The 25,304-nt window shown below is 46.0% G+C and carries 20 protein-coding genes; 13 read left to right on the top strand and 7 right to left on the bottom strand.

What is annotated here, in order from left to right; translation table 11 throughout:
• Positions 1-18: 18 nt before the first annotated feature.
• The 4 genes from F3I09_RS11460 to F3I09_RS11445 all read left to right on the top strand — a co-directional run bounded on the left by F3I09_RS11460 (position 19) and on the right by F3I09_RS11445 (position 7,733).
• Positions 19-2,181 carry a hypothetical protein gene (locus F3I09_RS11460; RefSeq protein WP_149695160.1) on the top strand — a complete coding sequence of 721 codons (2,163 nt, stop codon included), beginning with the start codon at positions 19-21 and terminating at the stop codon, positions 2,179-2,181.
• A gap of 64 nt (positions 2,182-2,245) precedes the next feature.
• Positions 2,246-3,376, top strand: a complete 1,131-nt coding sequence (locus tag F3I09_RS11455) for a glycoside hydrolase family 88 protein (RefSeq protein WP_149695159.1) — start codon at positions 2,246-2,248, stop codon at positions 3,374-3,376.
• Between the two features lie 137 nt (positions 3,377-3,513).
• The gene (locus tag F3I09_RS11450) at positions 3,514-4,683 is read left to right on the top strand and encodes a PepSY domain-containing protein (RefSeq protein ID WP_223233216.1); all 1,170 of its coding nucleotides are present in this window, start codon (positions 3,514-3,516) and stop codon (positions 4,681-4,683) included.
• Positions 4,684-5,279: 596 nt separating this feature from the next.
• Positions 5,280-7,733 (top strand): glutaminase family protein, encoded by a 2,454-nt coding sequence (locus F3I09_RS11445; protein WP_149695157.1) that lies wholly within the window; start codon positions 5,280-5,282, stop codon positions 7,731-7,733.
• A gap of 564 nt (positions 7,734-8,297) precedes the next feature.
• Here the strand turns inward: F3I09_RS11445 and F3I09_RS11440 are convergent.
• Positions 8,298-8,531, bottom strand: coding sequence for a hypothetical protein (locus F3I09_RS11440; RefSeq protein ID WP_149695156.1), 234 nt, complete (start codon positions 8,529-8,531; stop codon positions 8,298-8,300).
• Positions 8,532-8,698: 167 nt separating this feature from the next.
• On the opposite strand from F3I09_RS11440, the gene F3I09_RS11435 reads away from it, so the two are divergent.
• Positions 8,699-10,159 (top strand): sialate O-acetylesterase, encoded by a 1,461-nt coding sequence (locus F3I09_RS11435; protein WP_149695155.1) that lies wholly within the window; start codon positions 8,699-8,701, stop codon positions 10,157-10,159.
• Positions 10,160-10,397: 238 nt separating this feature from the next.
• Positions 10,398-11,291 (top strand): DMT family transporter, encoded by an 894-nt coding sequence (locus tag F3I09_RS11430; protein ID WP_149695154.1) that lies wholly within the window; start codon positions 10,398-10,400, stop codon positions 11,289-11,291.
• Here F3I09_RS11430 and F3I09_RS11425 read toward each other — a convergent pair.
• Entirely contained in the window at positions 11,272-11,691 is a 420-nt protein-coding gene (locus tag F3I09_RS11425; protein ID WP_149695153.1) for a hypothetical protein, read from the bottom strand. The two genes, F3I09_RS11430 and F3I09_RS11425, sit on opposite strands and share 20 nt — an antisense overlap.
• A gap of 105 nt (positions 11,692-11,796) precedes the next feature.
• Positions 11,797-12,039: a hypothetical protein gene (locus F3I09_RS11420; protein ID WP_149695152.1), complete on the bottom strand. Its 243-nt coding sequence runs from the start codon at positions 12,037-12,039 to the stop codon at positions 11,797-11,799.
• 497 nt (positions 12,040-12,536) lie between these two features.
• Here F3I09_RS11420 and F3I09_RS11415 point away from each other — a divergent pair, with 497 nt between their 5' ends.
• From F3I09_RS11415 to F3I09_RS11385, 7 genes are all read left to right on the top strand, one after another.
• Positions 12,537-13,136, top strand: a complete 600-nt coding sequence (locus F3I09_RS11415; RefSeq protein ID WP_149695151.1) for an RNA polymerase sigma-70 factor — start codon at positions 12,537-12,539, stop codon at positions 13,134-13,136.
• 41 nt (positions 13,137-13,177) lie between these two features.
• Positions 13,178-14,182 carry a FecR domain-containing protein gene (locus F3I09_RS11410; protein WP_149695150.1) on the top strand — a complete coding sequence of 335 codons (1,005 nt, stop codon included), beginning with the start codon at positions 13,178-13,180 and terminating at the stop codon, positions 14,180-14,182.
• Between the two features lie 58 nt (positions 14,183-14,240).
• Positions 14,241-17,729: a TonB-dependent receptor gene (locus tag F3I09_RS11405; protein ID WP_149695149.1), complete on the top strand. Its 3,489-nt coding sequence runs from the start codon at positions 14,241-14,243 to the stop codon at positions 17,727-17,729.
• Between the two features lie 24 nt (positions 17,730-17,753).
• On the top strand, positions 17,754-19,376 hold the full coding sequence (locus tag F3I09_RS11400; RefSeq protein ID WP_188133769.1) for a RagB/SusD family nutrient uptake outer membrane protein: 1,623 nt from the start codon (positions 17,754-17,756) through the stop codon (positions 19,374-19,376).
• A gap of 33 nt (positions 19,377-19,409) precedes the next feature.
• On the top strand, positions 19,410-20,555 hold the full coding sequence (locus F3I09_RS11395) for a SusE domain-containing protein (RefSeq protein ID WP_149695147.1): 1,146 nt from the start codon (positions 19,410-19,412) through the stop codon (positions 20,553-20,555).
• Positions 20,556-20,639: 84 nt separating this feature from the next.
• Entirely contained in the window at positions 20,640-21,743 is a 1,104-nt protein-coding gene (locus F3I09_RS11390; protein WP_188133768.1) for a glycoside hydrolase family 76 protein, read from the top strand.
• 208 nt (positions 21,744-21,951) lie between these two features.
• The gene (locus F3I09_RS11385; protein WP_149695145.1) at positions 21,952-22,239 is read left to right on the top strand and encodes a GIY-YIG nuclease family protein; all 288 of its coding nucleotides are present in this window, start codon (positions 21,952-21,954) and stop codon (positions 22,237-22,239) included.
• Between the two features lie 22 nt (positions 22,240-22,261).
• Here the strand turns inward: F3I09_RS11385 and F3I09_RS11380 are convergent, their stop codons facing one another.
• From F3I09_RS11380 to F3I09_RS11365, 4 genes are all read right to left on the bottom strand, one after another.
• Positions 22,262-22,666 carry a hypothetical protein gene (locus F3I09_RS11380; protein WP_149695144.1) on the bottom strand — a complete coding sequence of 135 codons (405 nt, stop codon included), beginning with the start codon at positions 22,664-22,666 and terminating at the stop codon, positions 22,262-22,264.
• 3 nt (positions 22,667-22,669) lie between these two features.
• Positions 22,670-23,791 (bottom strand): hypothetical protein, encoded by a 1,122-nt coding sequence (locus tag F3I09_RS11375; RefSeq protein ID WP_149695143.1) that lies wholly within the window; start codon positions 23,789-23,791, stop codon positions 22,670-22,672.
• An 88-nt stretch (positions 23,792-23,879) separates the two neighbouring features.
• The gene (locus F3I09_RS11370; protein WP_149695142.1) at positions 23,880-24,041 is read right to left on the bottom strand and encodes a phosphatidate cytidylyltransferase; all 162 of its coding nucleotides are present in this window, start codon (positions 24,039-24,041) and stop codon (positions 23,880-23,882) included.
• A 45-nt stretch (positions 24,042-24,086) separates the two neighbouring features.
• Positions 24,087-25,301, bottom strand: a complete 1,215-nt coding sequence (locus F3I09_RS11365; RefSeq protein ID WP_149695141.1) for a DUF3570 domain-containing protein — start codon at positions 25,299-25,301, stop codon at positions 24,087-24,089.
• Between the last annotated feature and the right edge of the window lie 3 nt (positions 25,302-25,304).

Below are 25,304 nucleotides of genomic sequence, written 5' to 3'. Positions count from 1 at the left end.
GAAATGTGTTCCACCATCATGAAGTACAGGATACAAAACCGGTTATACGCGCTTTTATTCTTTATGTTACTGCTGTTCCTCAGCTCCACCTCCCGGAGCCAGGAGCTCATCGACCGTATGGCATTGGTTCAGCGGCATAACGTTGTCAATAATAAATTCGATTCACTTTCTTCACTCTCCCTCGGGAACGGAGGGTTTGCTTTTACTGTAGATATCACTGGACTGCAATCCTTTCCTGAAGCTTATAGCCAGGGTGTTCCACTGGGTACTCAGTCCGAGTGGGGATGGCATAGTTTCACCGATACTGCAGGCTATCGCTTTGAAGAAAGTCTTAAAACATATCACCTGAATAATCGTGATATCACCTATGCTGTGCAATGGAATACGCCCGAACGCAATAAACAGGCTTCAGACTGGTTCCGGCAGAACATGCACCGCTTACAGTTGGGGAATATCGGTCTTCAGATACTGCTGAAGAACGGCACTGCCTGTCACTTGTCCGACATCAAAGATGTATCGCAGGAACTGGACCTCTGGAAGGGGGTGATCAAAAGCCACTTCACGGTGGAAGGCAATCCCGTACAGGTGCTAACCACTGTACATCCTGAGACAGACCTGGTAGCAGTCAGGATAGAATCGCCTTTGCTGAAAGAAGGCAGGATAAAACTGCAGATACGTTTTCCTTATCCCACCGGTACTTTTTCAGATGCCGGTGTGAACAGGCAGTACCCTGAGAAACATGTGTCGCGCGTTGTGGAGGTTGGTCAGCGTTCCTTCACGATGGAACACAGCCTTGACAGAACGCGTTACTTCCTGCAGGTGGGAGGCTCAGATGCCATGACACTGGCGCAACAGCAGCGACATGATCACATTATCACGCCGGCTACAACATCTGCCCGTTTTGATTTTGATTTCCGCTTCAGCGAAGAGCGGCCCAATGCTACGCGCACCCTGCCTCCCTTTGAAACGGTACGCACCTTCAGTGAGGAACACTGGTTGCGGTTCTGGCAAACAGGAGCGGCTGTAGACTTCACCGGAAGTACTGATCCACGGGCACTTGAGCTGGAACGCAGGATCATACTTTCACAATACCTGATGGCGGTGCAATGTGCAGGTAACATGCCTCCACAGGAAACAGGGCTGACCTACAACAGCTGGTTCGGCAAGCCTCACCTGGAAATGCACTGGTGGCATGTTGTTCATTTTGCCTTATGGAATCGCCCTGACATACTGGAGAAAAGCCTGCAGTGGTATGCTACTGTCGCCAATAAAGCCCGCGCTATTGCACAACGCCAGGGATACGAAGGCATTCGCTGGCAGAAAATGACTGACCCGGAAGGCAATGAAAGTCCTTCTTCAGTAGGTGCTTTCCTGTTATGGCAACAGCCGCATTTCATCTATATGACCGAGCTGCTGTATCGCCATTATCACGACCACGGTACATTGAACAAGTATAAAGACCTGGTATTCGCTACCGCGGATTTCATGGCGTCGTTTGCGGCCTACGACAGTGCCACGCATCGTTATATACTGGGCAAGGGCATGATCCCAGCACAGGAGCGCTTCAAACCGGAAAGCACCTTCAATGCCACTTTTGAGCTGGCCTACTGGCGCTGGGGACTGACTACAGCCCAGGAATGGCGTACCCGCCTGGGACTGGCCCGTAACGCCCGCTGGGACGCCGTACTGGATAACCTGTCACCGCTCCCGCAAAAAGATGGTCTCTATCTGGCTGCAGAAAGTGCTCCTGATTCATATACCAATCCACCATACATGACAGACCATCCTGCTGTATTAGGCGCACTGGGCATGTTGCCTGCGCGGCCTTACATAGACACCGCTGTCATGCATCGCACTTTCAACAAGATATGGACTTCCTGGAACTGGCAGGAAACCTGGGGCTGGGATTTCCCACTCACCGCCATGACTGCCACTCGTCTTGGTCTGCCCGAGAAAGCGATCGATGCTTTGTTCATGCCTGTAAAGACCAACACCTGGCTGCCCAACGGACATAACTACCAGGACGAACGCCTGCGGCTCTATCTGCCTGGGAATGGTGGTCTTCTGACCGCTGTTGCGATGATGTGCGCGGGTTACGACGGTTGTACACAGGCATTACCGGGTATTCCCGACAATGGCAAATGGCACGTGACGTGGGAAGGGCTACATACCATGCCCTGATAAGCGATGATTGTGTGCGGGTATTTCCACGATTTATGATCCATCCACGTAAAAACTATATATAATGAAGATGCATCTTTTAGTCGCTACTATCCTGCTGAGTCTCGGCGGTTATCTGCCTGCCAGGGCACAGTCGCTGCCGCCAAAAAAGGAAGTGCTGAAAACCCTGACCCTCGCTAACCGTTACTTTATGGAGAAATGGCCGGACGCTGGTAAGGACATCGTACTCCATAAGACCTGGCCTTCCAATATCTGGACGCGGGCCGTCTATTACGAAGGACTCATGGCACTGTACCAGATCGATCCGCAGAAAAGCTACTACGACTACGCCGTACAGTGGGGCGACAAACACCACTGGGGCCTGCGCGGTGGTATCATTACCCGCAATGCCGATAACCAGGCCTGTGGTCAGACGTACATCGACCTCTACCTCATAGATAAACAACCGGAGCGTATTCATGATATTAAAGCCTCCATCGACAGCATGCTGGCGACAGACGTCATCGACGACTGGGACTGGATTGACGCCATCCAAATGGCGATGCCGGTGATGGCGCGGCTGGGGAAGTTGTATAATGACACCTCTTATTTCCATCGCATGTATGAGATGTATGCATTCACAAAATTCAAGCATGGCACTAATGGGCTTTACAATCAACAGGAGCATCTGTGGTGGCGGGATAAGGATTTCGTGCCTCCTTACAAAGAACCTAATGGGGCAAACTGCTACTGGAGCCGTGGTAATGGCTGGGTGTTAGCGTCGCTTGTCCGTACGATGGAATGGCTGCCGAAGTCTTCGCCTTATTATAACATCTATTTGCAGGATTTTAAGGATATGTCCGCTGCGCTGGTTAAACTCCAGCGCGAGGATGGTTTCTGGAATGCGAGCTTGCATGATCCGAATAATTTTGGCGGTAAAGAGCTGACGGGGACTTCGTTGTTTGTGTATGGTATGGCGTGGGGGATACGGCAGGGGTATCTTGATAAGAAGGTTTATCAGCCGGTGGTGGTGAAGGCGTGGAATGCGCTGGTGAAAGATTGTGTGCATGATAATGGGATGCTGGGGTATGTGCAGAGTACGGGGAAGCAGCCGTCTGATGGGCAGCCGCTGGGGTTCGATAAGATTCCGGATTTTGAGGATTATGGGTTGGGGGCTTTTCTGTTAGCGGGGTCAGAGGTTTGTAAGAGTAAGTAGTTGCGTTGATGATGAGGGTTACGTTTTTTTAGAGCCGCCCTGCACCTCAGCTTCAGCCAAGAAAAAATTCCGTTTTCGAGCAAACATTCCCCATTATTTATATCATTTTTACACCTACCCAGCCAACTCAGCCTGGAATGCGACTGCTTATGACTATCAAAAAACTCATCGGTAAACTACACCTATGGCTCGGCTTCATCTCCGGTTTAGGCGTTTTCATTATAGCTACTACCGGCTGCATCCTCGCATTCCAGCAGGAAATTGAAAGTGTCACTAAACCTTATACATACACCGCCAGTCGCCCGGGGGTGAGTCCATTATCACCGTCAGCCTTAAAAGCGATCGCGGTTAAACAGGTTACCCACAAACAACCGAATGGTGTTCTTTATCCCGGAAAGGATAAAAGCGCATCGGTGATGTTCTGGGGTGCTAATCCGGATTATTACTATCAGGTCTTCATGGACCCATACACCGGCAAAGTGATCAAGGTATGGAGTGAAGAAGACGATTTCTTCCACTTCATATTACACGGACATTATTACCTGTGGTTGCCACCCGCAATAGGACAGCCGGTTGTAGCGTCTGTTACATTGATCTTCTTTATTATGCTGATCACCGGCCTGGTGTTATGGTGGCCGAAAAATAAAGCTGCTGCAAAACAGCGGTTCTCCGTGAAGTGGGATGCGAAATGGAAAAGGCTGAACTACGACTTACACAATGTGCTGGGATTTTATATTCTGATAATAGGATTGCTGCTCGCCACTACCGGTCTCGTTTGGGGCTTCCAGTGGTTCAGCAAAGCGGTGTACTTCGCTACCTCCGGCGGCGAACAATTGCCAGCTGATGCGCCACCATTATCTGATACGACGAAAGCCGCCATCTACAGGATACCGGAAGACCATGTATGGCAACAGCTACGGAAGAAAGCACCCGCGGATGCAGCCATCATGGTGTCTTATGCAGCTGACAAATCAGCCGCTATTGCCGCATCGATCAATTACAGGCCCGGCACCTACTATAAACTGGACAATTACTACTTCGATCAGAATACACTGGCTGTACTTCCTGCAAAAGGCCCCTATACCGGAGAGTATGCCAAAGCCGGTTTCGCAGACAAACTGCGGGATATGAACTACGATATCCACATCGGCGCTATTATCGGTTTACCGGGAAAGATCATCGTTTTCCTTGCTAGTCTCGTCTGTGCCAGTCTGCCCATCACCGGAATTTATATATGGTGGGGAAGACGCAATAAGAAACTAAAAAAGAGCGCTGTAGCACGTTCTTCCTCAAAAATGAGCGCATAAGATTCCATGCTAATGTAAACCATTGACTAAATCAATCAACTCCAGGGAAAGGTGTACTTAGTGCTAGCGGGATGATGGACGTCTAACCCCTATGCGCGTTTCTTTGCGCTTGCCTCCAAAGGGAGTATCTGGTGTATGATGGACGTCCAACTATTAGCGGAGGAGTGGAATCAGGAAAAGTAAGGTGGAGCTTGTTGGCCTAAGTTGTTTGAAGTATGCTGATACGCCGCACCAGGGGTTCAAAAAGCTAATCAAAAGCCTAATACGACCTCCCAATGTTCCATAGCAAGGCAACTTCAAAGAACTCAGCCAGCAAGCCCACACTTACTTTTCCGTATGGAACGGTCTCTTAAAACGCGTAACTCTTATCATTCTACGCCAAAAGAACAAGCCGGCGCAAGGAAAAATTAAGCGTAAAGATTACGTTTCCCGAAAAAAATTTCTATTTTTCGTCGGTGAGGAAGATTGTGTGCAGTTAATTTAATCCACGGGTATCATAATATAGGTCTATGAGTCTCAACAGTACTGCCATTGCCGCGGAGGTAGCGGCGCGTTTCCACGTTTTTAATAATCATCATATAAAGCTCCACAAAATCATGAAAAGAATTTTTGGTATGGCTGCCGTATTGCTGTCACAACAGCTATATGCGCAACAACAACAGGCGCCTGCCTATCCGTTGATCACGCACGATCCTTATTTCAGTATCTGGTCGGCAACAGACAAGCTGACCGCCTCTACGACCCGTCACTGGACGGGTACAGAACAATCCCTGACAGGATTTGTAAAGGTAGATGGCGTTACCTATCGCGTATTGGGCGCACCCGGACATTCATACAGGGCATTAGCTGCTACTGCCGATATGGAGCCCTACCAGGTGCGTTATACGGAAACAGCTCCGGCAAAGGGATGGGAAGATCCTGCATTCAATGACGCAAACTGGAAAACAGGGAATGCGCCATTTGTAAAAGAAGAGAAAACTACCGGTACACCCTGGTTCACAGATGATGTATGGGTACGGAGAACCTTCACCGTGGATGATGCTAATGTGGATAAGCTGCTGCTGAAGATCAATCACGACGATAATGCGGAAGTATACCTGAATGGTGAGCGCATTTATAGTTACGTTGGATGGTTAAACCATATGGAATATTTCCCCATCAGTGAAGAAGCAAAAAAGAAACTGCGTAAAGGAACGAATGTACTGGCCATGCATTGTACCAATACCAGGGGAGGCGCTTATCTCGATGGAGGTATCGTAACAGATGATAAAGATAAATGGGCGGATAAAATCCAGGTGGCAGAACAGAAAAATGTTACACTGGAAGCTACACGGACAATCTACGATCTCACCTGCGGAAAGGTAGATGTAAAGCTGACTTTCACATCTCCGTTGTTGCTGAAAGATCTTGATCTGATGTCCCGCCCGGTGTCTTATGTATCATATAAAGTAAAAACCAACGACGGACGTAAACATAAGGTAGAAGTGTATTTCGGTGCATCTTCTGACCTGGCTGTAAATACGTCCGCAGAAGAAGTAACCGCGCAACAGTATACCAGTGAGGGATTGTCCATCCTGAAAACAGGTAGCGTAGCACAGCCTGTATTAGCAAAGAAAGGAGATGACCTGCGTATTGACTGGGGATATCTGTATGTAGCTGTACCACAGTCTGCCGGCGCTACGCAATATGTTACGAAGGAAGGGGTTGCTCCGTCTTCATTCGCAGCTAAACGCAAGCCAGAAACGCTTGACAGAGGCAGACAACTGGTGTTGAATACATCGGTGTCTCTTGGAAAAGTAGATGGTACTGAAAAGGAACAGGTGTTCCTGGTAGGATATGATGATATATATTCTATTCAATATTTTGAAGCAAATCTGAAGCCCTGGTGGAAAAAAGATGACAGCTATACGATAGAAAAAGAACTGAAGAAAGCGCAGGATGATTATGCATCTGTAATTGGCCGCTGTACTGCGTTTGACAAGGAGTTGTATGAGCTGGCAAAACAAACCGGCGGTGAGAAATATGCAAAACTCTGTGTATTGGGATACCGTCAGAGTATTGCAGCACACAAGCTGGTGAAGAGTCCGCAGGGAGAAATTTTGTTCCTCTCAAAAGAGAATTTCAGTAATGGTTGTATCAATACCGTGGACGTGACATATCCTTCTGCACCATTGTACCTGGTGTACAATCCGGATCTGATGAAAGGTATGCTGAACGGTATTTTCTACTTCAGTGAAAGTGGAAAATATACACAGCCATATGCAGCGCATGATCTGGGAACATATCCGCTGGCAAATGGACAGGCGTATGGAGAAGGTATGCCCGTAGAAGAATCAGGTAATATGATCATCCTGACTGCAGCTATTGCAAAAGCGGAAGGCAATGTGAATTATGCAAGACAACATTGGAAAACTTTGACCACCTGGGCAGAGTATCTGCTGAAAGAAGGTTTTGACCCGGCTAACCAGCTGTGTACGGACGATTTTGCAGGTCACCTGGCGAGGAATGCAAACCTGTCTGTAAAAGCAATTGTAGGACTGGGTTGTTATGCAATGCTGGCGGATATGCTGGGAGATAAAGCTTCAGCACAGAAGTATCGTACTGCGGCAACTGAGATGGTGCCGAAATGGATGCAGTTAGCGGAAGATGGCGACCATTACACATTAGCATTCGAGAATAAAGGTACCTGGAGCCAGAAATATAACCTGGTTTGGGATAAGGTATTAAACCTGGGACTGTTCCCCAAAGCGGTATACGAGAAAGAAATAAAATATTATCTGACGCAACAGTTAACATATGGACTACCACTGGATAGCCGTAAAAAATACACTAAATCCGACTGGATATTGTGGACAGCTGCGCTCACGGACAATCAGGCGGATTTCGCTGCCCTGGTGGATCCTGTGTATAAATACGCACAGGAAACACCTTCACGTGTGCCATTGAGCGACTGGCATGAAACCGCTGATGGAAAGATGGTAGGTTTTCAGGCAAGAAGTGTAGTAGGTGGATATTTTATGCAGATATTAGGTACAACGTTGAAGAAATGATATAATAGCTGATCGGCTGAAATGTAATGGGGTGGCTCTTTTGCAAAGAGCTGCCCTATTCTTTTTTAAGTGTAGTAATACTACTACAAAACAATAGGAAACCGGATCATATATTTGTATCAGCAACGAAAGAAATTGCTTCTGTTACTGTCCTATACTATAAAAAAGGTCCCACCCTTTCCCTATTAGAATAAATTACACAAGCGAAACATCTTATTTAAAATATTATACTTGATATGTTATTGCATAGAAAGTAAAGAACTTGGTTTTTATTAGGATATGGTTAGAAAGGGTTGTCATTCTTGGCGACCTTTACTTTTTTATATAAGAGCTTGTACATAAAAAGAGCCTGCAAAGTCATATTTGCAGGCTCTTACTTTTTCGGGTAATGGATAATGAGGTTAGTCTGTATAATGGATGCGTTCCCTTGGGGGACAATGAATGCATGGGGAAAGCACAATGAATGAAAACCCAGGGGGAACAATGAATGGTGGAGTTGAATGGATGAAACAGGGGAATGGATGAATGGGGAATGGATGCAATCGGGGTTAAATGGATGAAAAATCAGTTTTCGCTGAACTCACTGAAAAAGCGGCGCGCCACATGTTTGAACCTGTTTACGTCCTCTTCGTCTTCCAGTTGTATATCAGAATGGTCTGTTGTTGATTTATAATATTGTAAAGCTGCGGAAGCTATGTCCGTATTGGCACCAGCAGTAGCTTTGATATAACGGCTGTTGCTATTCAGATAGTGCAGTGCTTTTATGTCAAAATCGAGTGTGATGATACCGTTTATCATAATCTTATCGTTTTATGCAGAAGACATATAAAAATTTCGTGCCAAAATAATTCACACCCATAAAAAAGCCATTAAAAGACCTTACATAGGATACTTTATCAGGGGAAGTTATTGCGCATCTATTCCCCATTTTGTACCTTGACAAGCGGAATAAAAATTATCATTTCATGCAACTGACCACGTTATTAAAACCATTGCTGACAGGAGTACTATCCTGCGCACTTATACTGAATAGCTATGCTGATGTTCGTTTACCCGCTTTGGTCGGTAGCAACATGGTATTACAGCGTAATAAGCCATTGAACATTTGGGGATGGGCCGATAAGGGAGAAAAGGTGACCGTAAGTTTCCGTAATGGTACCTTTACTGCCATTACAGCAGCAAACGGCCAGTGGAAAGTAAAAATACCTGCCCAAATAGCAGGAGGACCCTATACAATGACCATATCCGGACATAATACAATAAAACTGGACAACATCCTGATAGGAGATGTCTGGGTGGCATCTGGCCAGTCCAATATGGAAATGCCCGTTAAAGGATGGGGAAAGGTGTTAAACTACGAGCAGGAAATCGCCGCTGCGAATTATCCCCAGATCCGTTTTTTTCAGGCGAAACATGTTACCAGTACCGCTCCGAAGGATGATATCACCCCCTGGGACGGAGCCTGGCAGGTCTGCTCTCCGCAGAGTGTACCGGAGTTTTCTTCTGTCGGTTATTTCTTTGCAAGGGAGATATATGGACATGAACATATACCCGTTGGCGTTATTCACAGTTCCTGGGGAGGGACGGTAGCAGAGGCATGGACCAGTGGAGAATCCCTGAAGACAATGCCCGCTTTTGCAGATACAGTGAAGGCGTATGAGCAGCTGACACCTCCGCAATCGCCATCTAATCCCAACAAGACCACCCTTCTTTATAATGCGATGATCCACCCATTGCTACCTTATGCCATTCGCGGGGCCATCTGGTACCAGGGAGAGGCTAACGTTGGCAGGGCATATCAGTATAGGGAATTATTTCCACTGATGATCAAAGACTGGCGCAAGCAGTGGAAAAATGGTGACTTCCCGTTCTATTTTGTACAACTGGCGAATTTTACGGAGAAAAAGGAACAACCTGTGGAATCTGATTGGGCAGAACTGCGCGAAGCTCAGTTAATGACATTGTCTGTACCGAATACGGGCATGGCTTCCGCTATTGATATCGGAGATGATAAGGATATCCATCCGAAGAATAAACAGGAGGTAGCCCGCCGCCTGTCACTCATTGCGAGGGCGAAAGTATATGGGGAGAAGATCCCGTACTCTGGTCCCATCTATCAACTTAAAACGATTTCGGGAAACAAGGTGTATATCGCTTTTAACCATAAAGACGATGGATTGATGGTAAAGGGTGGCAGCAAACTGAAAGGATTTGAGATAGCTGGCGCAGATAAGAAATTCCATTGGGCGGAAGCAAGCATCGTTGGTGACCGTGTGATGGTAACGAGTCCTGAAGTGGAGAAACCGGTAGCGGTGCGCTACAACTGGTCGAATAATCCCAGCGGCAATTTGTATAATGGTGCAGGCCTGCCTGCCAGTCCTTTCCGTACGGACGACTTCCAGGGAGTTACTTACGGTAAGCAATAGACCCGTTCAGCAGGAAATATAGCAACAACAGCTACCGGTAGTTTTGATCGTGATAACGACTTTCTGAACTGCCGGTAGCTTTTTTATTTCTGATACTTTTTATACAATGTTCACATCGTCATTTGTTCGATGCTTATTCGTCCCTAATTCGTCCCTTATTCGAACTGTCTTCGAATAAGGCTTTTTTGTTAAAATAACATCATACTTTTATGCCTGTTTACAAACAGACAGGAATAAAATGCGCCAGCTCGTAATAGGTCTTCTCTTTGCTTTACTGTGGGCATCAGCTGCAGTTGCCACAAAATTTGGTATTCATGCGGCAGATCCGCTGATCCTCGCCAATGTCAGGTTTTTCCTGGCAGGAGGAGGGATGCTGCTCTACGCTTATCTTATCAGAAAAGGCCAGCATGCATTACCAAAGGGAAAGGAGTGGTTGTACCTGACAATCTTCGGTTGCCTGAATACCACCGTTTACCTGGGTTGTTTTGTGATCGCCATGAAAACGGTATCCGCAGGTATCGGTAGTTTGGCTACTGCTACGAATCCATTATTCATTATGGTCATCTCTGCCTTGTGGTTAAAGCGGCCATTGAAGTGGTATGAGATAGCCGGTATGCTCCTGGGGATGGCTGGTGTTGCGATGGCCACCTGGCCCTTGCTGCAGGACAGTCATGCCACTGTAGGCGGGATAGTGATCCTGATGTTGGGAATGTTTTCCGTTTCCGTGGCCACGGTATATTATGCCCGGATCAACTTTGGGCTTTCAAGCCTGGTCATAAACGGCTGGCAGGTATTCCTGGGAGGACTGTTATTCATCCCCATTACAGCACTCTTTGCCAATTTTGAGACCACACATTTCAATGCGCAGTTCTGGCTCTCTGTAGGCTGGCTGATATTACCGGTATCCGTAGTTGCCTTGCAGTTATGGTTCTATCTTGTGCGTAAGGATGCTGTCCGGGCATCTCTCTGGTTGTTCCTATGCCCGGTATTTGGCTTCCTGTACTCCTGGATGCTCCTGGACGAGCCTATCACGTGGTATACCTTTGCAGGTACCATATTGGTGATTGGCGGCCTTTATCTGGCCCAGAGAGAGAAGTTCAGAAAACAATCTACTATTCCTCAAAATCAATAGACTTGATCTTATTGGCGAGATTATCGATGCTTTGCAGCTCAATCTCCCGCATTTTCTTTTTCAGCATTGCTGCTTCCTTTTCAGATATTATCCCGTTGTGAAGAGCATTTTCAATTTTCTGCAACAGCAGTTTCTTAGACCTTTCTATTTTCTTGACTTTGAAATATGCATTGGACTTCCGGGAAATATATTTCCAGAACAGGGACAATACGATGGACACGCTGGGCGCTATGATGACCAGCCATGATTTAAGGGGGTAAGCGTCAGGCAGATTGTTGGCCAGCAGCACCAGTAAGGTACCACCTCCTGCGCCGGCTATGCTGGCTGATGTCGAAGTTGGTTGCTGGGTATTGGAAGATTGCGTGGATGGGTTAGCAACCAAAGAATTTTCTTGTTCCAACGAATGAAAATGGTTTTATAGGATAATAGTTATAGATAATAAATATAGTGGATGATGGTATTTTGACCAGGCGATAGTGATAAGGTGAAATTGAAATGATGAGAACTATTTCCCTAATAATACATCGAGGGTACGGAGTATCTGTTGTGTATCATTCTGTTTTTCGAGATCAAGCACTACAACATGTCCTGATTTGTCTTCTACCACCAGCGCTTTTGGTGGAAACCGGCGGATTCTCTTGAGTCTGGCTGTTTCTCTGGATGCGCGTAACAGCGTTAAGCCCAAAGATGACAGTGAAGCGAACACCGCAATAATCACCAATATCGTAGTAAATGTAGATGACATCATATCTGATATGATTTTCTGGTTTTAGTCATAGCTATTAAAATTACGCATTTTCTGTCATAAAAACACTTAAAAGTTCTTTTATATATAGTTATGGAGCGATTTAAAATTATTCCTAATCCGACACTCTCCAAATATTTTTTTTACTCCTGTAAGTAGTTTTCAGAAATCGCCTGTCCTAGAATAGATACCGGATCAAATTCCGGACCAGCCGGCAACACAGATTGGGCGGGAGCAAGACTGAATGAACTGGGAATCACGTACGTAGAAACTGACATAAAAAATTAAAGCGCCAATTGAGTACTATGCCTGCCGGAAAACCGGATCGATACATTATAATAACACCGTTGTGAAAACTGATAAGATCTTGATCCGATACTTTATAAAGTTATCTTGATCATGATAATTTAGGACTATACCAACATCATAGGGGGACAAATTCCGCGATAATCATCCTTATATTTACCTCCGGGGTACCTGTAAACGAAGCTCAGTGCAGTATGATTAACAATGAAGACATCAGAAACTGGCAACGGCAGATTGCGTGTGATGGCGATGAGAAGGCTTTCTCAGAGCTGTTCCGTCATTTCTATGACCGTCTGTTATATTTTGCTATCCAGTATGTTTATACCCGTGAAGCTGCTGAAGAGATCGTTTCGGATGTCTTCGTGAAGATCTGGAACCGTCGTGAAGATCTTGAAAAAGTCACCAACCTCGAAGTGTACCTTTTTGTGGCTGTCAAAAATCAGTCGCTGAATTACCTGGAACAATATTCCTCCTTAAGAATCACCCCCCTGAGTGACGAATCCGGACTTTCTCAGTTGACTAACTCTGTCGACCCGGAACGTACGATGGAATGGAAGGAGATCCTCTTTAAAATGGACCAGGAGGTAGGCCGCCTGCCGGATCAATGTCGCCGTGTGTTTAAACTGATCAAGGAAGAAGGTTTTAAATATAAAGATGTAGCAGAGATTCTCAATATTTCTCCCCGTACTGTAGAAACCCAATTGTTTCGCGCTATGAAGCGCCTGAATGAAGTAATAGGACCTTATGTTGCCAACAGGCTGAAAGCAAAAAATAAAAAACCGGATTCCCTGTAAGTAGTTTTTCTATTCTGTCTGTCCTTCTAGTACAATCGCGTATGATAAACGAAGAATTATTTACCACGTTAGCCGCCAGGAAACTGGCTGGAGAAGCTACCACAGCAGAACAGCAGGAGCTTGAGAGGATGTTGCAGGAATATCCTGAACTCCGCGAAAGTTACCAGCTGCTGCAACAGTACTTCACAGTATCGGCATATCATTCTTCTGCTGAAACAGAACAGGCATTACAACGTACCATGTCCAGGATCAATATCAGTACAACTCCTGTAAAAAGGATGTTCCCCTGGAAATGGATTGGTATAGCCGCTGCCGCCGTATTAATCACTGCTGTTGCCGTTGTGGTACTCAGGCCCCGTCAACAGCAGGCGGAAGTGGCTAAGCTGATGGAAAGGCAGAATGGTAAAGCAACGAAGGCCACGATAGAATTGGCTGATGGTAGTAAGATCTGGCTGAACGCTGATAGCAAACTGTCTTACCCGGAAGTGTTCAATAGTAATACCCGTGAGGTGTATCTCACTGGTGAAGCCTTTTTTGATATTGCTGCTAATCCGAAGAAACCATTCATCGTACATCTCTCTGCCGGCAGTATACACGTGCTCGGAACTTCCTTCAACATCCGCGCCTATGAAAATGAAGCGGTGCAAACCTCTGTCAGAACAGGTAAAGTGGCATTCATTCCGGTTGTAGCGGCCGGACAGCAACCCGATACCATCTATATCACACCGGATGAAAAAGTGACCTATCGCCAGTCTCTGGCTGATGATAAAGAAGACGCTATCGTAAAAGAAACAACATCCGCAGAAGATGATAAAGCCTGGACAGAAGGACGGCTGGTATTCCGCAACAAAACACTGGAAGAGATAGCCTCTGAACTGGAAAGAACATTTGGCAAGAGGGTGAGTTTTGAAAGTGATGCGCCACGTTATTACAGGCTTACAGGGTCTTTCCAGGACAACAGCCTGCAGGATATCATGTACTATCTTGCGAGGTCTAAAGCGTTCCACTATACCATCACTGATAGCACTTTACTGATCACAGAATAATCGTTCACGTTCCATTATTTAATCAATTAAATCAATTCAATTCACAAACAGCTGCGTTATGAAAGAAAGACCGCTACCCACGCGTTTTTCGGGACTTTTCCGCTCGTTGTTCCTGCCGCTTTTTGTCTGCATGGCATTATTGAACATGCTGGACCTGAAGGCGCAGAGTGCATTTGCTGCTGAAGCAAATCACACTGCATATGGCCAGGGGCAACAGGTAAGGGACACAGATATCCCACTTGAAAACCGTATTAGTCTCCAGGTAAGCAATGAACTGCTCGGGCAGGTACTGGAGAAAATTGAAAAGCAAACACCCTACGTGTTTGTTTATTCAAATGATGAAATAAAAGTAGCACAGAAGATCTCCCTGTCTGTAAAAGACAAAAAACTGGGAGAAGTACTGGACATGGTATTGTCACCACTGGACATTAAGTTTGAAATGATCAACAACAAGATCATTCTGCGCCAGGCAACAGCTACTCCTGCACAACAGGCTGAAATCACGATCAATGGCCGGATCGTTAACAATAAGGGAGAAGGCATCCCGAACGTGAATGTTCGTTTGCAGGGTTCCAGTATCGGGGCCACTTCAAATGATCAGGGTTTTTTTACGCTAAAGATCCCAGCTGGGCAAGCCAATGGTACCTTGGTCTGCTCTTCCGTTGGTTACATCCCATCGGAAGTAGGGATCAGCGGAAGAACTAATATTACCGTAATGCTCACTGCCGACTCTAAGGACCTGGGAGAGGTAGTGATCACCGCTTATGGTTCACAAAAGAAAACGCAGGTAACGGCGGCTATCAATACGATCTCCACTAAAGATATTGAGGGCCGTCCCGTTGCCAATATGTTCCAGGCTTTGCAGGGAACAGCGCCCAACCTGATACTCCAGCAGAACAATGCAGAGCCGGGCGCACAGATGACCCTCAACATACGCGGCGTTGGCAGCCTGACAGGTAATGCTCCGCTCATCATCATCGATGGTGTGCAGGCAGGCCGCGACGGTTTGCAGAACCTGAACCCTTACGATGTAGAAAGCATTTCCGTATTGAAAGATGCTGCTTCTTCCGCCATTTATGGTTCACAGGCTGCTAACGGCGTTATTTATATCACCACCAAAAGAGGTAACAAAGACGAGAAACCAAGCGTTACCTACAACGGGATGTACGGCTGGCAAACGCCTACCACACTGCCCCAAAACGTGGAAGCCTGGGAGTACATGACGCTCAAGAATGAGGCGTTGGTAAACTCCGGTAAAACACCGCAGTTCTCTCCCGACGATATCAACTACTGGCATAAACGTGGTTCCGAACCTGCTTATCTGAAGGAAATGCTGCGCGACTATACGCCTATGCAGAACCATAGCATCAGTATGACAGGCGGCGGCAAATCCAGCAGCTACCTCGTTTCACTGGGATATGTGAACCAGGGCAATATGTTGCAGAACTCCTACGTGACAGAAGACTTCTACTACAAACGTTACAATGCCAGGGCTAACCTCGCGGTAGACGTCAGCAAGTATGTAAAAGTAAACGTCAACCTCGCCTATACCAAAGGCATCAAACGCAGGCAACAGGCAGATATCGGTTTCCTGATCAGGGACGCTATCCGTACGCCACGTATCTACCCGGTGCTTGACTCTCTCGGCAATTTTGTGGTACCAGCGCTAAATAGTAACAACGTACTGGCACAGCTGAAATACGGTGGTTTCAACAAGGAAGAGAAAGACAACCTGCTGGGTGGTCTGGACGTTACCATTACACCGGTAAAGCATTTCAAACTTAATTTCAACGCTTCCGGTACTTATACGATCACTAATCAGACTGATCGTCAGAACAAGTATTCTTACGCCCCTTACTATACCACGGCCAATCCTCCATTGTATAACAAGATGTATGAGTATGAATTCAAAGATCTTGCCTCAAACGTATACGCTACAGCAGAGTATGAAAATACTTTCGGCAAACATTATGTGAAAGCACAGGTGGGCGGCCGTAGTGACGCCATTAATGAAGAGTATGGACTGAAAGCTACCCGTTACGGTACTACCAACCTTGATGATGACTGGTCTATCGGTGGAGGATATATTCCTAAACCGGACGGAACATTCGATTATGCCAACATCGGTACTTACAATGAATTCATCAATCCTAACCTGTATGCACTGAACTCTCTTTTCGGAAGAGTGAACTATGCCTACAATGACAAATACCTGGCGGAATTCACCTGGCGTTATGATGGATCCTCTAAACTGGCTCCCGGCCACCGCTGGCAGTTCTTCCCGGCATTCTCACTGGGCTGGAGGATCACAGATGAAGCATTCTTCGAAGATTTCAGGGAAAAGTACGGTAACGTGAAATTCCGCTACTCCTGGGGACAGGTGGGTAACTCCAACATCGGAGGTTTCAACTACCTGGCCAGGGTAACCCTGAATACCGGTAAATATCCGTTCAACAATACACCTAACACCGGCGCTGATTTCTCCGCTTACAATGAAACATTGCAATGGGAAATTTCTACAATGAGCAACTATGGTGTAGATGTAGATCTCTTTAACAACAAGGTTTCCGCATCTTTCGACTACTTCAATAAAAACACAGATGGTATCTACCTGTTCCAGGTAGTGCCTGGTACCGCAGGTATCGGCGCTTCCCTGCAGAACGTTGGTAAGGTGCAGAACAAAGGCTGGGAACTTACAGTGTCTTATCATGCAAAAACAGGAAATGTTAACCACACCATTTCTGGTAACCTGTCTGACAACCTGAATAAGGTAGTGAAATACGGTGAGCAGTCTGTACAGGGTTCTGACTTCAGTTTCATCATAAAAGAAGGTTTCCCGATCGCTTCTTACTATGGTTATAAATCAAATGGTCTGTACCAGAACCTGGACGATATCAAGAGCGCTCCTAAAGTACCGTTTGCCTACAATCAGCAGGTAATGCCGGGAGATATCCGCTATATTGATCGTAACAAGGATGGCACCATTGATGCAGATGACCGCTACGTATTTGGGAATCCATTCCCCCGTTACACTTTCGGATTTACCTATGCTGCTAACTGGAAGAACTGGGATTTCTCCATGTTCTGGCAGGGAGTGGGTAAGAGAAGTCAGTTCCTCCGTGGTGATATCGTTGAAGCATTCCACAACAATGAGGACCATGCTTTTGAACAGCACCTGGATCGCTGGACACCTACCAATCCTGACGCTACTTATCCAAGGTTGACTATCGGTACTGCTGACGCCAACAACTTTGCGTATTCCGACTACTGGTTGTTTGATACCAAATACCTGCGCTTAAAGAACCTGCAATTGGGTTATACGCTGCCTCGTAGTGTAAGCCAGACGCTGCATATCCAGAGCGCGAGGGTTTATTTCACCAGTCAGAACCTGCTGACGTTCACTCCCCGCCGTTTCCGCGACCTGGGGGTGGATCCGGAATTCACACAGTTTGATGATAAACTGTCCTTTACCAACTATAACGCTATCGCAGGACGTAGTTATCCAAATGCAGCGACTTTCTCATTTGGTCTTGACCTGAAATTCTGATAATAGTGTTCAATGTTCAATAGTATGAAGAAATTATTATTGCCAATACTTTGCGCCGCTGTGCTGTTCTCCTGCCGTAAGCTGGATCAGCCTATCACGCGCGATTATACAGACGCCGCCTACTGGCGCACTGCTGATGATGCACTGGCAGCGCTTGCCAGCTGTTATGAGAACCTGTCTGACGATGGTTATTATTTCGGCGATGAAGCGCTCAGTGATAACGGTTTTGTAAGTGGTGTAGGTTACAATGCTGTCTCCACCATTGCATCCGGTGCTTATGATCCTTCCAACAAGCGGCTTACGGAAGAGTGGAAATACCGGTTCACGTGCATCCGCAAGTGTAATATTGTAACCACCAACATCGACAGGATACCTGCGCTGGATTCAACACTGAAACATCGCATCCTGGCAGAAGCAAGGTTCATCCGTGCATATTCTTATTTCCAGCTGGTGAGCTGGTTTGGTGATGTCCCTTTTTACACCAATCTGATCACCATTGCAGAAGCTAAAAGTATCTCACGCACTGATAAAAATGCTATTCTCGATTTTATTCAGTCAGAGCTGACCGCTATCCGTCCTGACCTGCCGGTAAATAACTATACCGGTACTAATGGTGGATACCAGGAAAAAGACAAAGGCCGTATTACCCGTGGAGCTGCTATTGCGCTGAGTGCAAGGGTACATCTGTTCAAAAGCGAATGGCAGGGAGCGATCAGCGACTGCGAATTGCTCATCAACAATACCAACAACGGTAGCTATGCATTGCAGAGCAATTACAGCAACATCTTCACCACTGCCAATGAGTACAACAGCGAAGTGATCTTCGATATACAATATGGCGGTGGCCGTACCTACGGTTCTCAGCGTAACTTCCTGCCACAGACAGTAGCGTTGCTGAGAAGTACACTGGTGCCCACACAGGATCTCGTGGATGACTACATCATGCTGAACGGCAAAGGTATCCGGGAGGCAGGTTCCGGTTATAACGAGAATGATCCTTACACGAACAGGGATCCCCGTTTTAATGCTACCATCCTGCATAATGGTTCTACCATCACAGACTTTGACGGTAAAGTGCAGACGATCCTGACCAAACCTGGTTCAAATCCGTCTACCAACAGTGTAGATGATCAGGGTGCTTCTCCTACCGGTTATTACTTCTATAAATATTACGATCGTACTGCTACCAACTACAACTCAGGCTTAAACCTCATCGTGGTCCGTTATGCAGATGTGCTGCTGATGTACGCAGAAGCGAAGAATGAACTGAGCCAGCTGGATGCAGGTGTATGGAACCAGACTATCCGTGCTTTACGTGCAAGGGCAGGCTTTAACGATGCAGGTGCACTGGAATTCCCGGGTGTGGCGCAGGATGCGCTGCGTACCATCGTACGTCGTGAAAGAAGAGCTGAGCTGGCATTTGAAGGCGTGCGTGCATTAGATATCCGCCGCTGGAAGATCGCTGACCAGGTAATGAACAAGCCTGTAAGAGGTATCAAAGTATCCGGAGGTGCATTCAGAACAGATGCCAACGGGTATATCATCGTGGAAGACAGAACTTTCATCAATCCCAAGCATTACCTGTGGCCTGTGCCCACGTTTGAACGCGATCAGAACACGAATCTTGGCCAGAACCAGGATTGGTAAAATTCCACATTAATATTTTCAAACAGATACGATATGAAAACATTTTTCGCCAATATACTCCTTGCACTACCGGTTTCATTGGGACTTATACTGACCGGTTGTGGAAAAGACGATCATGAACTAAATACTAACCTCATGCCTGTGAGCAGGCTGAATGCGCCTGTAGATGATAAATACATCAAGCTGCAACCCGCTACCAGCGCTACTGTTAGCTTTGAATGGGACCAGGCCCGAGCAGAAGACGGATCGCTGGTACTGTATGAAGTAGTGATAGATAAAGATGGTGGAGACTTCTCCAACCCGATTGCCAAAATCTCTTCTGATGGTGGTGGTGTACAGAACAAGCTGACGCTTTCTCACAAAGACCTGAACAGCATTGCCGGTAAGGCTGGTATTGCTGCACTGGCTACCGGTAAACTGAAATGGACCGTGAATGCTTCCAAAGGTTATAACATACAGCCGGCGGCAGAAGCCCGCACAATAGAGGTAGAAAGGCCAAATGGTTTTGCTGAAATTCCAGTGGATGTTTTCCTGACAGGAGATGCTACTGAAGCCGGCGCTGATCTGGCACAGGCTGTAAAGCTGAAATCAACTGCTCCCGGGGTATTTGAGATCTACACTTCCCTGAAAGATGGTAAATACAAATTCGTTGACAGGAATACCGGTACACCTGCTACTTACTTCATTGATGGTAGTACGCTGAAAGAAGGAGGGGAGAGCACCCAGTCCGGTGGTACAAAGGTATATCGTCTGCGACTGGACTTCAACAACACAGCTGCTACTATTACAGAGATCACCGCTATCGGTCTTTGGTTCGCGCCGGAGAATAGCATTATGTATGACCTGAGCTATACCTCCAATGGCGCCTGGACGTTCGAGAATAAACTGATCAATTTCCACCAGGAATCATGGGGCCGTGACGAGCGTTATAAATTCCGCGTGAGCGTAAAGGCTGCAGATGGCACTGCAGGAACTGAATGGTTTGGTAGTTCCAATGCAGATAACAACCGCCCTACAGCTACCACACCACTTTCATTCTGGGAGTTAAGGCTGATTGTCAACAGTGATCAGTATAACTACTGTTACAAATTTGCTTCAGAAGTAGATGGTAAAAACTGTGATGTGAAACTGTATTTCTCTCCGGATAAAACTTATACGCACCAGGTAATAGTGCGCTAATCCGGTACATCTTCACATCATGTAAACGATCAATCAAAAAAGCTTATGCGTCGGATATTTCTTCTATTCACAATAACAGCGGCTATGGCCACGACCTTCACGGCTTGTTTGAAAGAGCCTGTGGATGATGGTCCCGGACCAGGCGCCGGCAAAGCGACCTATAAATACAACTGGCCGTCTATTGCTGATTCCTCCTCCGCCTCCCTGATCAGTAATTTTTTCAATCAGAGTGGCAAGTATTTCAACAAGAACAATGCAGGCGATCTCACTTTCAACTACTGGCCCAATGCACATGCGCTGGATGTACTGACAGATGTTTATCTGCGTACCAATGACGCTGCTGTTAAGTCTCGCATGGATGAGCTGCTGGATGGTATGAAAGCTAAAAATGGCAATACCTATATCAACCATTTCTACGATGATATGGAGTGGATGACGCTGGCCTGCCTGCGTGCCTATGAAGCCACCAGCGACGATCGTTATAAAACCACTGCAGAGCTGTTGTGGAACGATATTAAAGGTGGTTGGGATGACACCTGGGGCGGTGGTATCTACTGGAATAAAGACCGCCAGAATAAGAATACACCGGCCAATGCACCGGCGTCTATCATTGCCTCCCGTATGTACCAGTTGAACCGTAATGGGGAAGACCTGGCCTGGGCCAAAAAGATCTACCAATGGCAGAAAGATAACCTGGTGGATCCTGTTACCGGTCTTGTATGGGACGGCCTGGATGGTACCGGCACTAACAAGAGCTGGAAGTTCACCTATAACCAGGGCGTCTTTATTGGAGCCGGCGTGGAACTGTATAAGATCACAGGGGAACAGACCTATATTGCAGATGCAATGAAAACCGCCAATAACTCTCTGGCTGGTGAGTTCAGCAGCGGTAACATCATGAAAGATGAAGGTGGTGGAGATGGTGGTTTATTCAAAGGTATCCTCGTACGTTACATGATGCTGCTGATCACTGACGGTAGCATTAGCAGTACCGATGCCGCCAGGTTTGTCAGCTTCCTGCAGCTGAATGCCCAGACAATGTGGTTGCAGGGCACTACCCGTCCGCAGGTGATATTCAACACCAGCTGGACAAAGACTGCTGCTACTACTGATCTTACTACACAACTCAGCGGCGCCATGCTGATAGAAGCGGTGGCCAGGCTGAAGGCGCTGGAGCTGATTGATTAAGATACAATACTCATAAAGTGTACAGGAAAGAACGTGACAACAAACATTTGCAGTTGTAATGTATTCTCAATCAGGTAGATATGGCAAAAATTTTTGGTCCGGCATGCCTGAATAAAATAAGTATCTTCGTTTCTCCTATGAGATGAAGGCAAAAGAAAGGTTACCCTCAATGGGTAACCTTTACTTATTTCAGTGAATAATATTATCTATGTATACCGTCTATGTCCTCTTTTCCCGCCAGTTCGAGAAGGTTTATACTGGTCATACTACCGACCTCCTGAAGAGGTTCCATTTCCATAACGAGCATGGCCGGCAAAAAGGCACACTGCCTTATCGTCCCTGGGAGGTTATTTACCTGGAGTATTATGAGGATAAGCAGGCTGCAATGAGGCGGGAATGGCTGTTGAAATCAGGGAAGGGGAGGGCCTGGATATGGGGCAAGATACAGGAGGAGTATTACCGGGATGGGTATATAGGGACGGTGTTGCCGGAGTGAGGGCTGCCTGAATAGTTTACCGCTATTCTTCATTATTTTGTTTATGAAGCCAGCCTCTATTCATTGCAACTACCTTTAACTTCTTTGCTTTTCTTTCTATCTGGCCATTAGTCAGGTTTGTAAAATCAATGATGGAATGCCCCTCAAAAGGATCATTGTTTTCTTTACAGTTGAGCTCTTCATTATTACATTCCTGAACTGTTACAGCAACAACTCCATAAGACTTGTTATTGTCGTCAATTTTTTTGAAATGTGTGTGTGATTCTTCAGGCGTAAACCTTTCTCCGTTATAAACGGAGAGTTTACTCTCATCTTTGGGTGTTGGCCTAAATACCTGAGAAGTTATGCTAAATACTTGTGATGATATTTTATCTGCCTGTACAAAAGATGGATGAACTTGTCTTAATAATAATGTGTTTTGGCGCATTTATTATACTTTAAAAATATCTGCTAGATTTTGATTGAGCAATTGCCAATCATCATCTTTAGTTAAATCGAATCTTTCTTCTATGACCTCGTCAGTATCGAGTTGTAACGAATGGTAAAATGCGGATTTATCATTTAAATCAATATTTAAACTGATATCCCAATTCTCAAACGACCATTCAGCTTGTATTCCACCCGAAGGTGTAGGATAGAGATAAGGAAGTGGGAGGGCAGGATTATAGTTGCTTTCAAATATATCAGCAAACCAGTTTATGTTTTCTTTTTTCATTCCGGTTCCTTCGCCATTTAGCCAGCCATTCTCAAGGTTTGAAAGTTCTTCTAACCGGGATGGAATGTCTAATGGGTCCAAAATGGATATATGTTCAATGGACTCAATGCTTACTAATTTATCATTTTTATCAAAACGACCTACTCCAGAAATCAGAACGCGGGATTTTGATTCATAGCTGTTAAAAGCCTCGAATATTGTCGCAGAATGCGGCTCTTGCAATCTTGCGGTTATTCTTTGTCCATTAAGGGCTAGTATAGTAAATGTTTTTTTACTTTTATCAACTTCCGGAATCGCACCCCGAATTGTCGTTTCATTGCTTACCTCATTTATATTCGATGATGCCAGCACCAACCTTTTACGGGTTGTTTTATTGAGTTTGGCATGTAAACCAGAATCAGGACTGAAGTCTATGGTTTCGTCATCCTTGAGGCGTTTGCCTATACGATTAAAATATACCAACAGATGTTCTGGTATAAACTTAGTTACTTCTTCTTCTTTGCCTGCCGCATCAATTGCAAATAAAATGTTCTCTTTTGCCTTCTCGAAGTATGGTTGGTTGTCGTTGGGGAACAATCCAAGAGAGGAGGTAACCAATAATATTTTCGGTATTGCGCTGCCGGCCGCTATTGAGGATAGTTTCAATGTTACTCCATTGGTAAATCCTCTTGGCACGCGTTTTCTATCTGTATTTTCGTCCAGATATATCCATTTTGCAACTTCAATAAATAACTCTTCTAAAGCCGCAAAATCTTCCAATAATTCTAATGGAATGGTATGGTCGTCAAAACGCTTACCATTTAAACGCGGATTTAAGAACTCGTTACTTTGGAGCATATCTGTTTTTGAAGCCTTTATTATTCTAAGTTAGGAATATTATATACTTCATTGAAGGATATACTCCATTTTTCTTAGTTTGATACGCTTATTTCCTCCCTCTCCTTACCAGCCACAAAATAATAATCACCACAAAAGCAACCGCCAGCACACCGACCCATACGCCCGCTTTAAAAATTCCTCCCACTACTTCACAGCTGCTCAATAACATCACGGCAAAGGCCAGCAGGCCCAGTTGTAAGTTTCTCATATACGCTCTTTTTCAGAAAGTATATCATACGCCATGCCAGTACTGTTAGCCTTTACTATGCTTAAAATCCAGCAGCAGCGACACCATATGGGCCGACAGCTGGTCTGAGCGTTTGTAGAAGGCATATCGCAGCCCGATCTCCTGGAAGGAATAATGGCGGAACATCGGCTGCAGCAATGCGTAGCGGGCGCTGATACCGGCTTTATAACTGTTGAACCGGCTCAGGTCATAGTCAGAAGTGTAAAAGGCTTCATTGATATTATGTTCCTTATAAGGTCTGAAATATTTCGCCCCTGTCTGGGTATAAAACCGCAGGAGGGGAGATAAGGTGAACCGGGGACTGGTCTTTACAGGGACTTCCAGCTGGAGGGTATGTCCGGTGATGCCGAAATTGTCGTGGTAAAAGCGATAATAGGAACGGATAATGGTATTTCGGCTTACAAACACGTTGAATTGCAGACCCAGGGGGAATTTCCACCTTTCCCGGGGCAGGTTTTCCACTCTTAGGGTATTCCCATCGTTAAAATATACCCGGTGGAAGGGAGTGGAAAGCAATCCTTTCTGGTAGACCAGTTCCGGGAAAACGGCAAATTGCATCCGCTGGTTAATCACCTGGTACAGGGCCAGGTTGAGATTATATGATTGCCGTGTATGGATATTGAACCAGGCAGTATCTCTCAGCTCTGAAGGGTAGACCAGTGTTTCCGGGCTGTAATAATCAGGGTCAAATCTTCCCCAGCGAAGATCATCGTAGAAATACTGAAAGGCGGCCGACCATTGCCGGCTATGATCTGCATTGTCATGCGATACGGAGACACCGACAGGCACGGAAAGGTAATCTGATTCCAGCGCCAGGCCACTGCTGATACCCACACGTAGCTGCGGTTTTTTCAACAGGCGGCTATAACCGGCATTGAGATGGAAACGGTTATCGTGCCGGGAGGCGGAAGACATTACCATATCAATACGGTCGGTAGATGCGGAGGTGATCATGTCAATTCCGAATCCGAGATCGAAGGTATTTATAGAATCCCGTTGATGGGAAATGGAGACATCAGTAGCATATACCTGCAGGTTCTCTGTACCTGTTCCACCGGTCACGGCTGAATGATTTCCGTCCTGCGTGTAGAAGGAGAACAACACCTGTATGTCTGTCTGAGAGATCTTTTGTTTCTTATAAGCCGTACTGTCGATTCCTTTTTGCGCAGATGCTGTAAAATAAGCAGCCAGCAATCCTGCCGCAATAAATAGTCTTTTCATTTA

The organism is Chitinophaga sp. CF418, assembly GCF_900142925.1.
GTDB lineage: Bacteria > Bacteroidota > Bacteroidia > Chitinophagales > Chitinophagaceae > Chitinophaga.
Note: the sequence above shows the minus strand (reverse complement) of the source record. Positions and strands in the feature narration are given on the sequence as shown.

Bases quoted from the DNA above. Each gene is read 5' to 3' on its own strand.
- F3I09_RS11370 (WP_149695142.1), bottom strand. From the start codon at position 24,041: ATGAGAAACTTACAACTGGGCCTGCTGGCCTTTGCCGTGATGTTATTG.
- F3I09_RS11445 (WP_149695157.1), top strand. From the start codon at position 5,280: ATGAAAAGAATTTTTGGTATGGCTGCCGTATTGCTGTCACAACAGCTA.
- F3I09_RS11455 (WP_149695159.1), top strand. From the start codon at position 2,246: ATGAAGATGCATCTTTTAGTCGCTACTATCCTGCTGAGTCTCGGCGGT.
- F3I09_RS11430 (WP_149695154.1), top strand. From the start codon at position 10,398: ATGCGCCAGCTCGTAATAGGTCTTCTCTTTGCTTTACTGTGGGCATCA.
- F3I09_RS11435 (WP_149695155.1), top strand. From the start codon at position 8,699: ATGCAACTGACCACGTTATTAAAACCATTGCTGACAGGAGTACTATCC.
- F3I09_RS11365 (WP_149695141.1), bottom strand. From the start codon at position 25,301: ATGAAAAGACTATTTATTGCGGCAGGATTGCTGGCTGCTTATTTTACA.
- F3I09_RS11375 (WP_149695143.1), bottom strand. From the start codon at position 23,791: ATGCTCCAAAGTAACGAGTTCTTAAATCCGCGTTTAAATGGTAAGCGT.
- F3I09_RS11405 (WP_149695149.1), top strand. From the start codon at position 14,241: ATGAAAGAAAGACCGCTACCCACGCGTTTTTCGGGACTTTTCCGCTCG.
- F3I09_RS11440 (WP_149695156.1), bottom strand. From the start codon at position 8,531: ATGATAAACGGTATCATCACACTCGATTTTGACATAAAAGCACTGCAC.
- F3I09_RS11395 (WP_149695147.1), top strand. From the start codon at position 19,410: ATGAAAACATTTTTCGCCAATATACTCCTTGCACTACCGGTTTCATTG.
- F3I09_RS11415 (WP_149695151.1), top strand. From the start codon at position 12,537: ATGATTAACAATGAAGACATCAGAAACTGGCAACGGCAGATTGCGTGT.
- F3I09_RS11385 (WP_149695145.1), top strand. From the start codon at position 21,952: ATGTATACCGTCTATGTCCTCTTTTCCCGCCAGTTCGAGAAGGTTTAT.
- F3I09_RS11380 (WP_149695144.1), bottom strand. From the start codon at position 22,666: ATGCGCCAAAACACATTATTATTAAGACAAGTTCATCCATCTTTTGTA.
- F3I09_RS11410 (WP_149695150.1), top strand. From the start codon at position 13,178: ATGATAAACGAAGAATTATTTACCACGTTAGCCGCCAGGAAACTGGCT.
- F3I09_RS11450 (WP_223233216.1), top strand. From the start codon at position 3,514: ATGCGACTGCTTATGACTATCAAAAAACTCATCGGTAAACTACACCTA.
- F3I09_RS11400 (WP_188133769.1), top strand. From the start codon at position 17,754: ATGAAGAAATTATTATTGCCAATACTTTGCGCCGCTGTGCTGTTCTCC.
- F3I09_RS11420 (WP_149695152.1), bottom strand. From the start codon at position 12,039: ATGATGTCATCTACATTTACTACGATATTGGTGATTATTGCGGTGTTC.
- F3I09_RS11460 (WP_149695160.1), top strand. From the start codon at position 19: ATGAAGTACAGGATACAAAACCGGTTATACGCGCTTTTATTCTTTATG.
- F3I09_RS11390 (WP_188133768.1), top strand. From the start codon at position 20,640: ATGGCCACGACCTTCACGGCTTGTTTGAAAGAGCCTGTGGATGATGGT.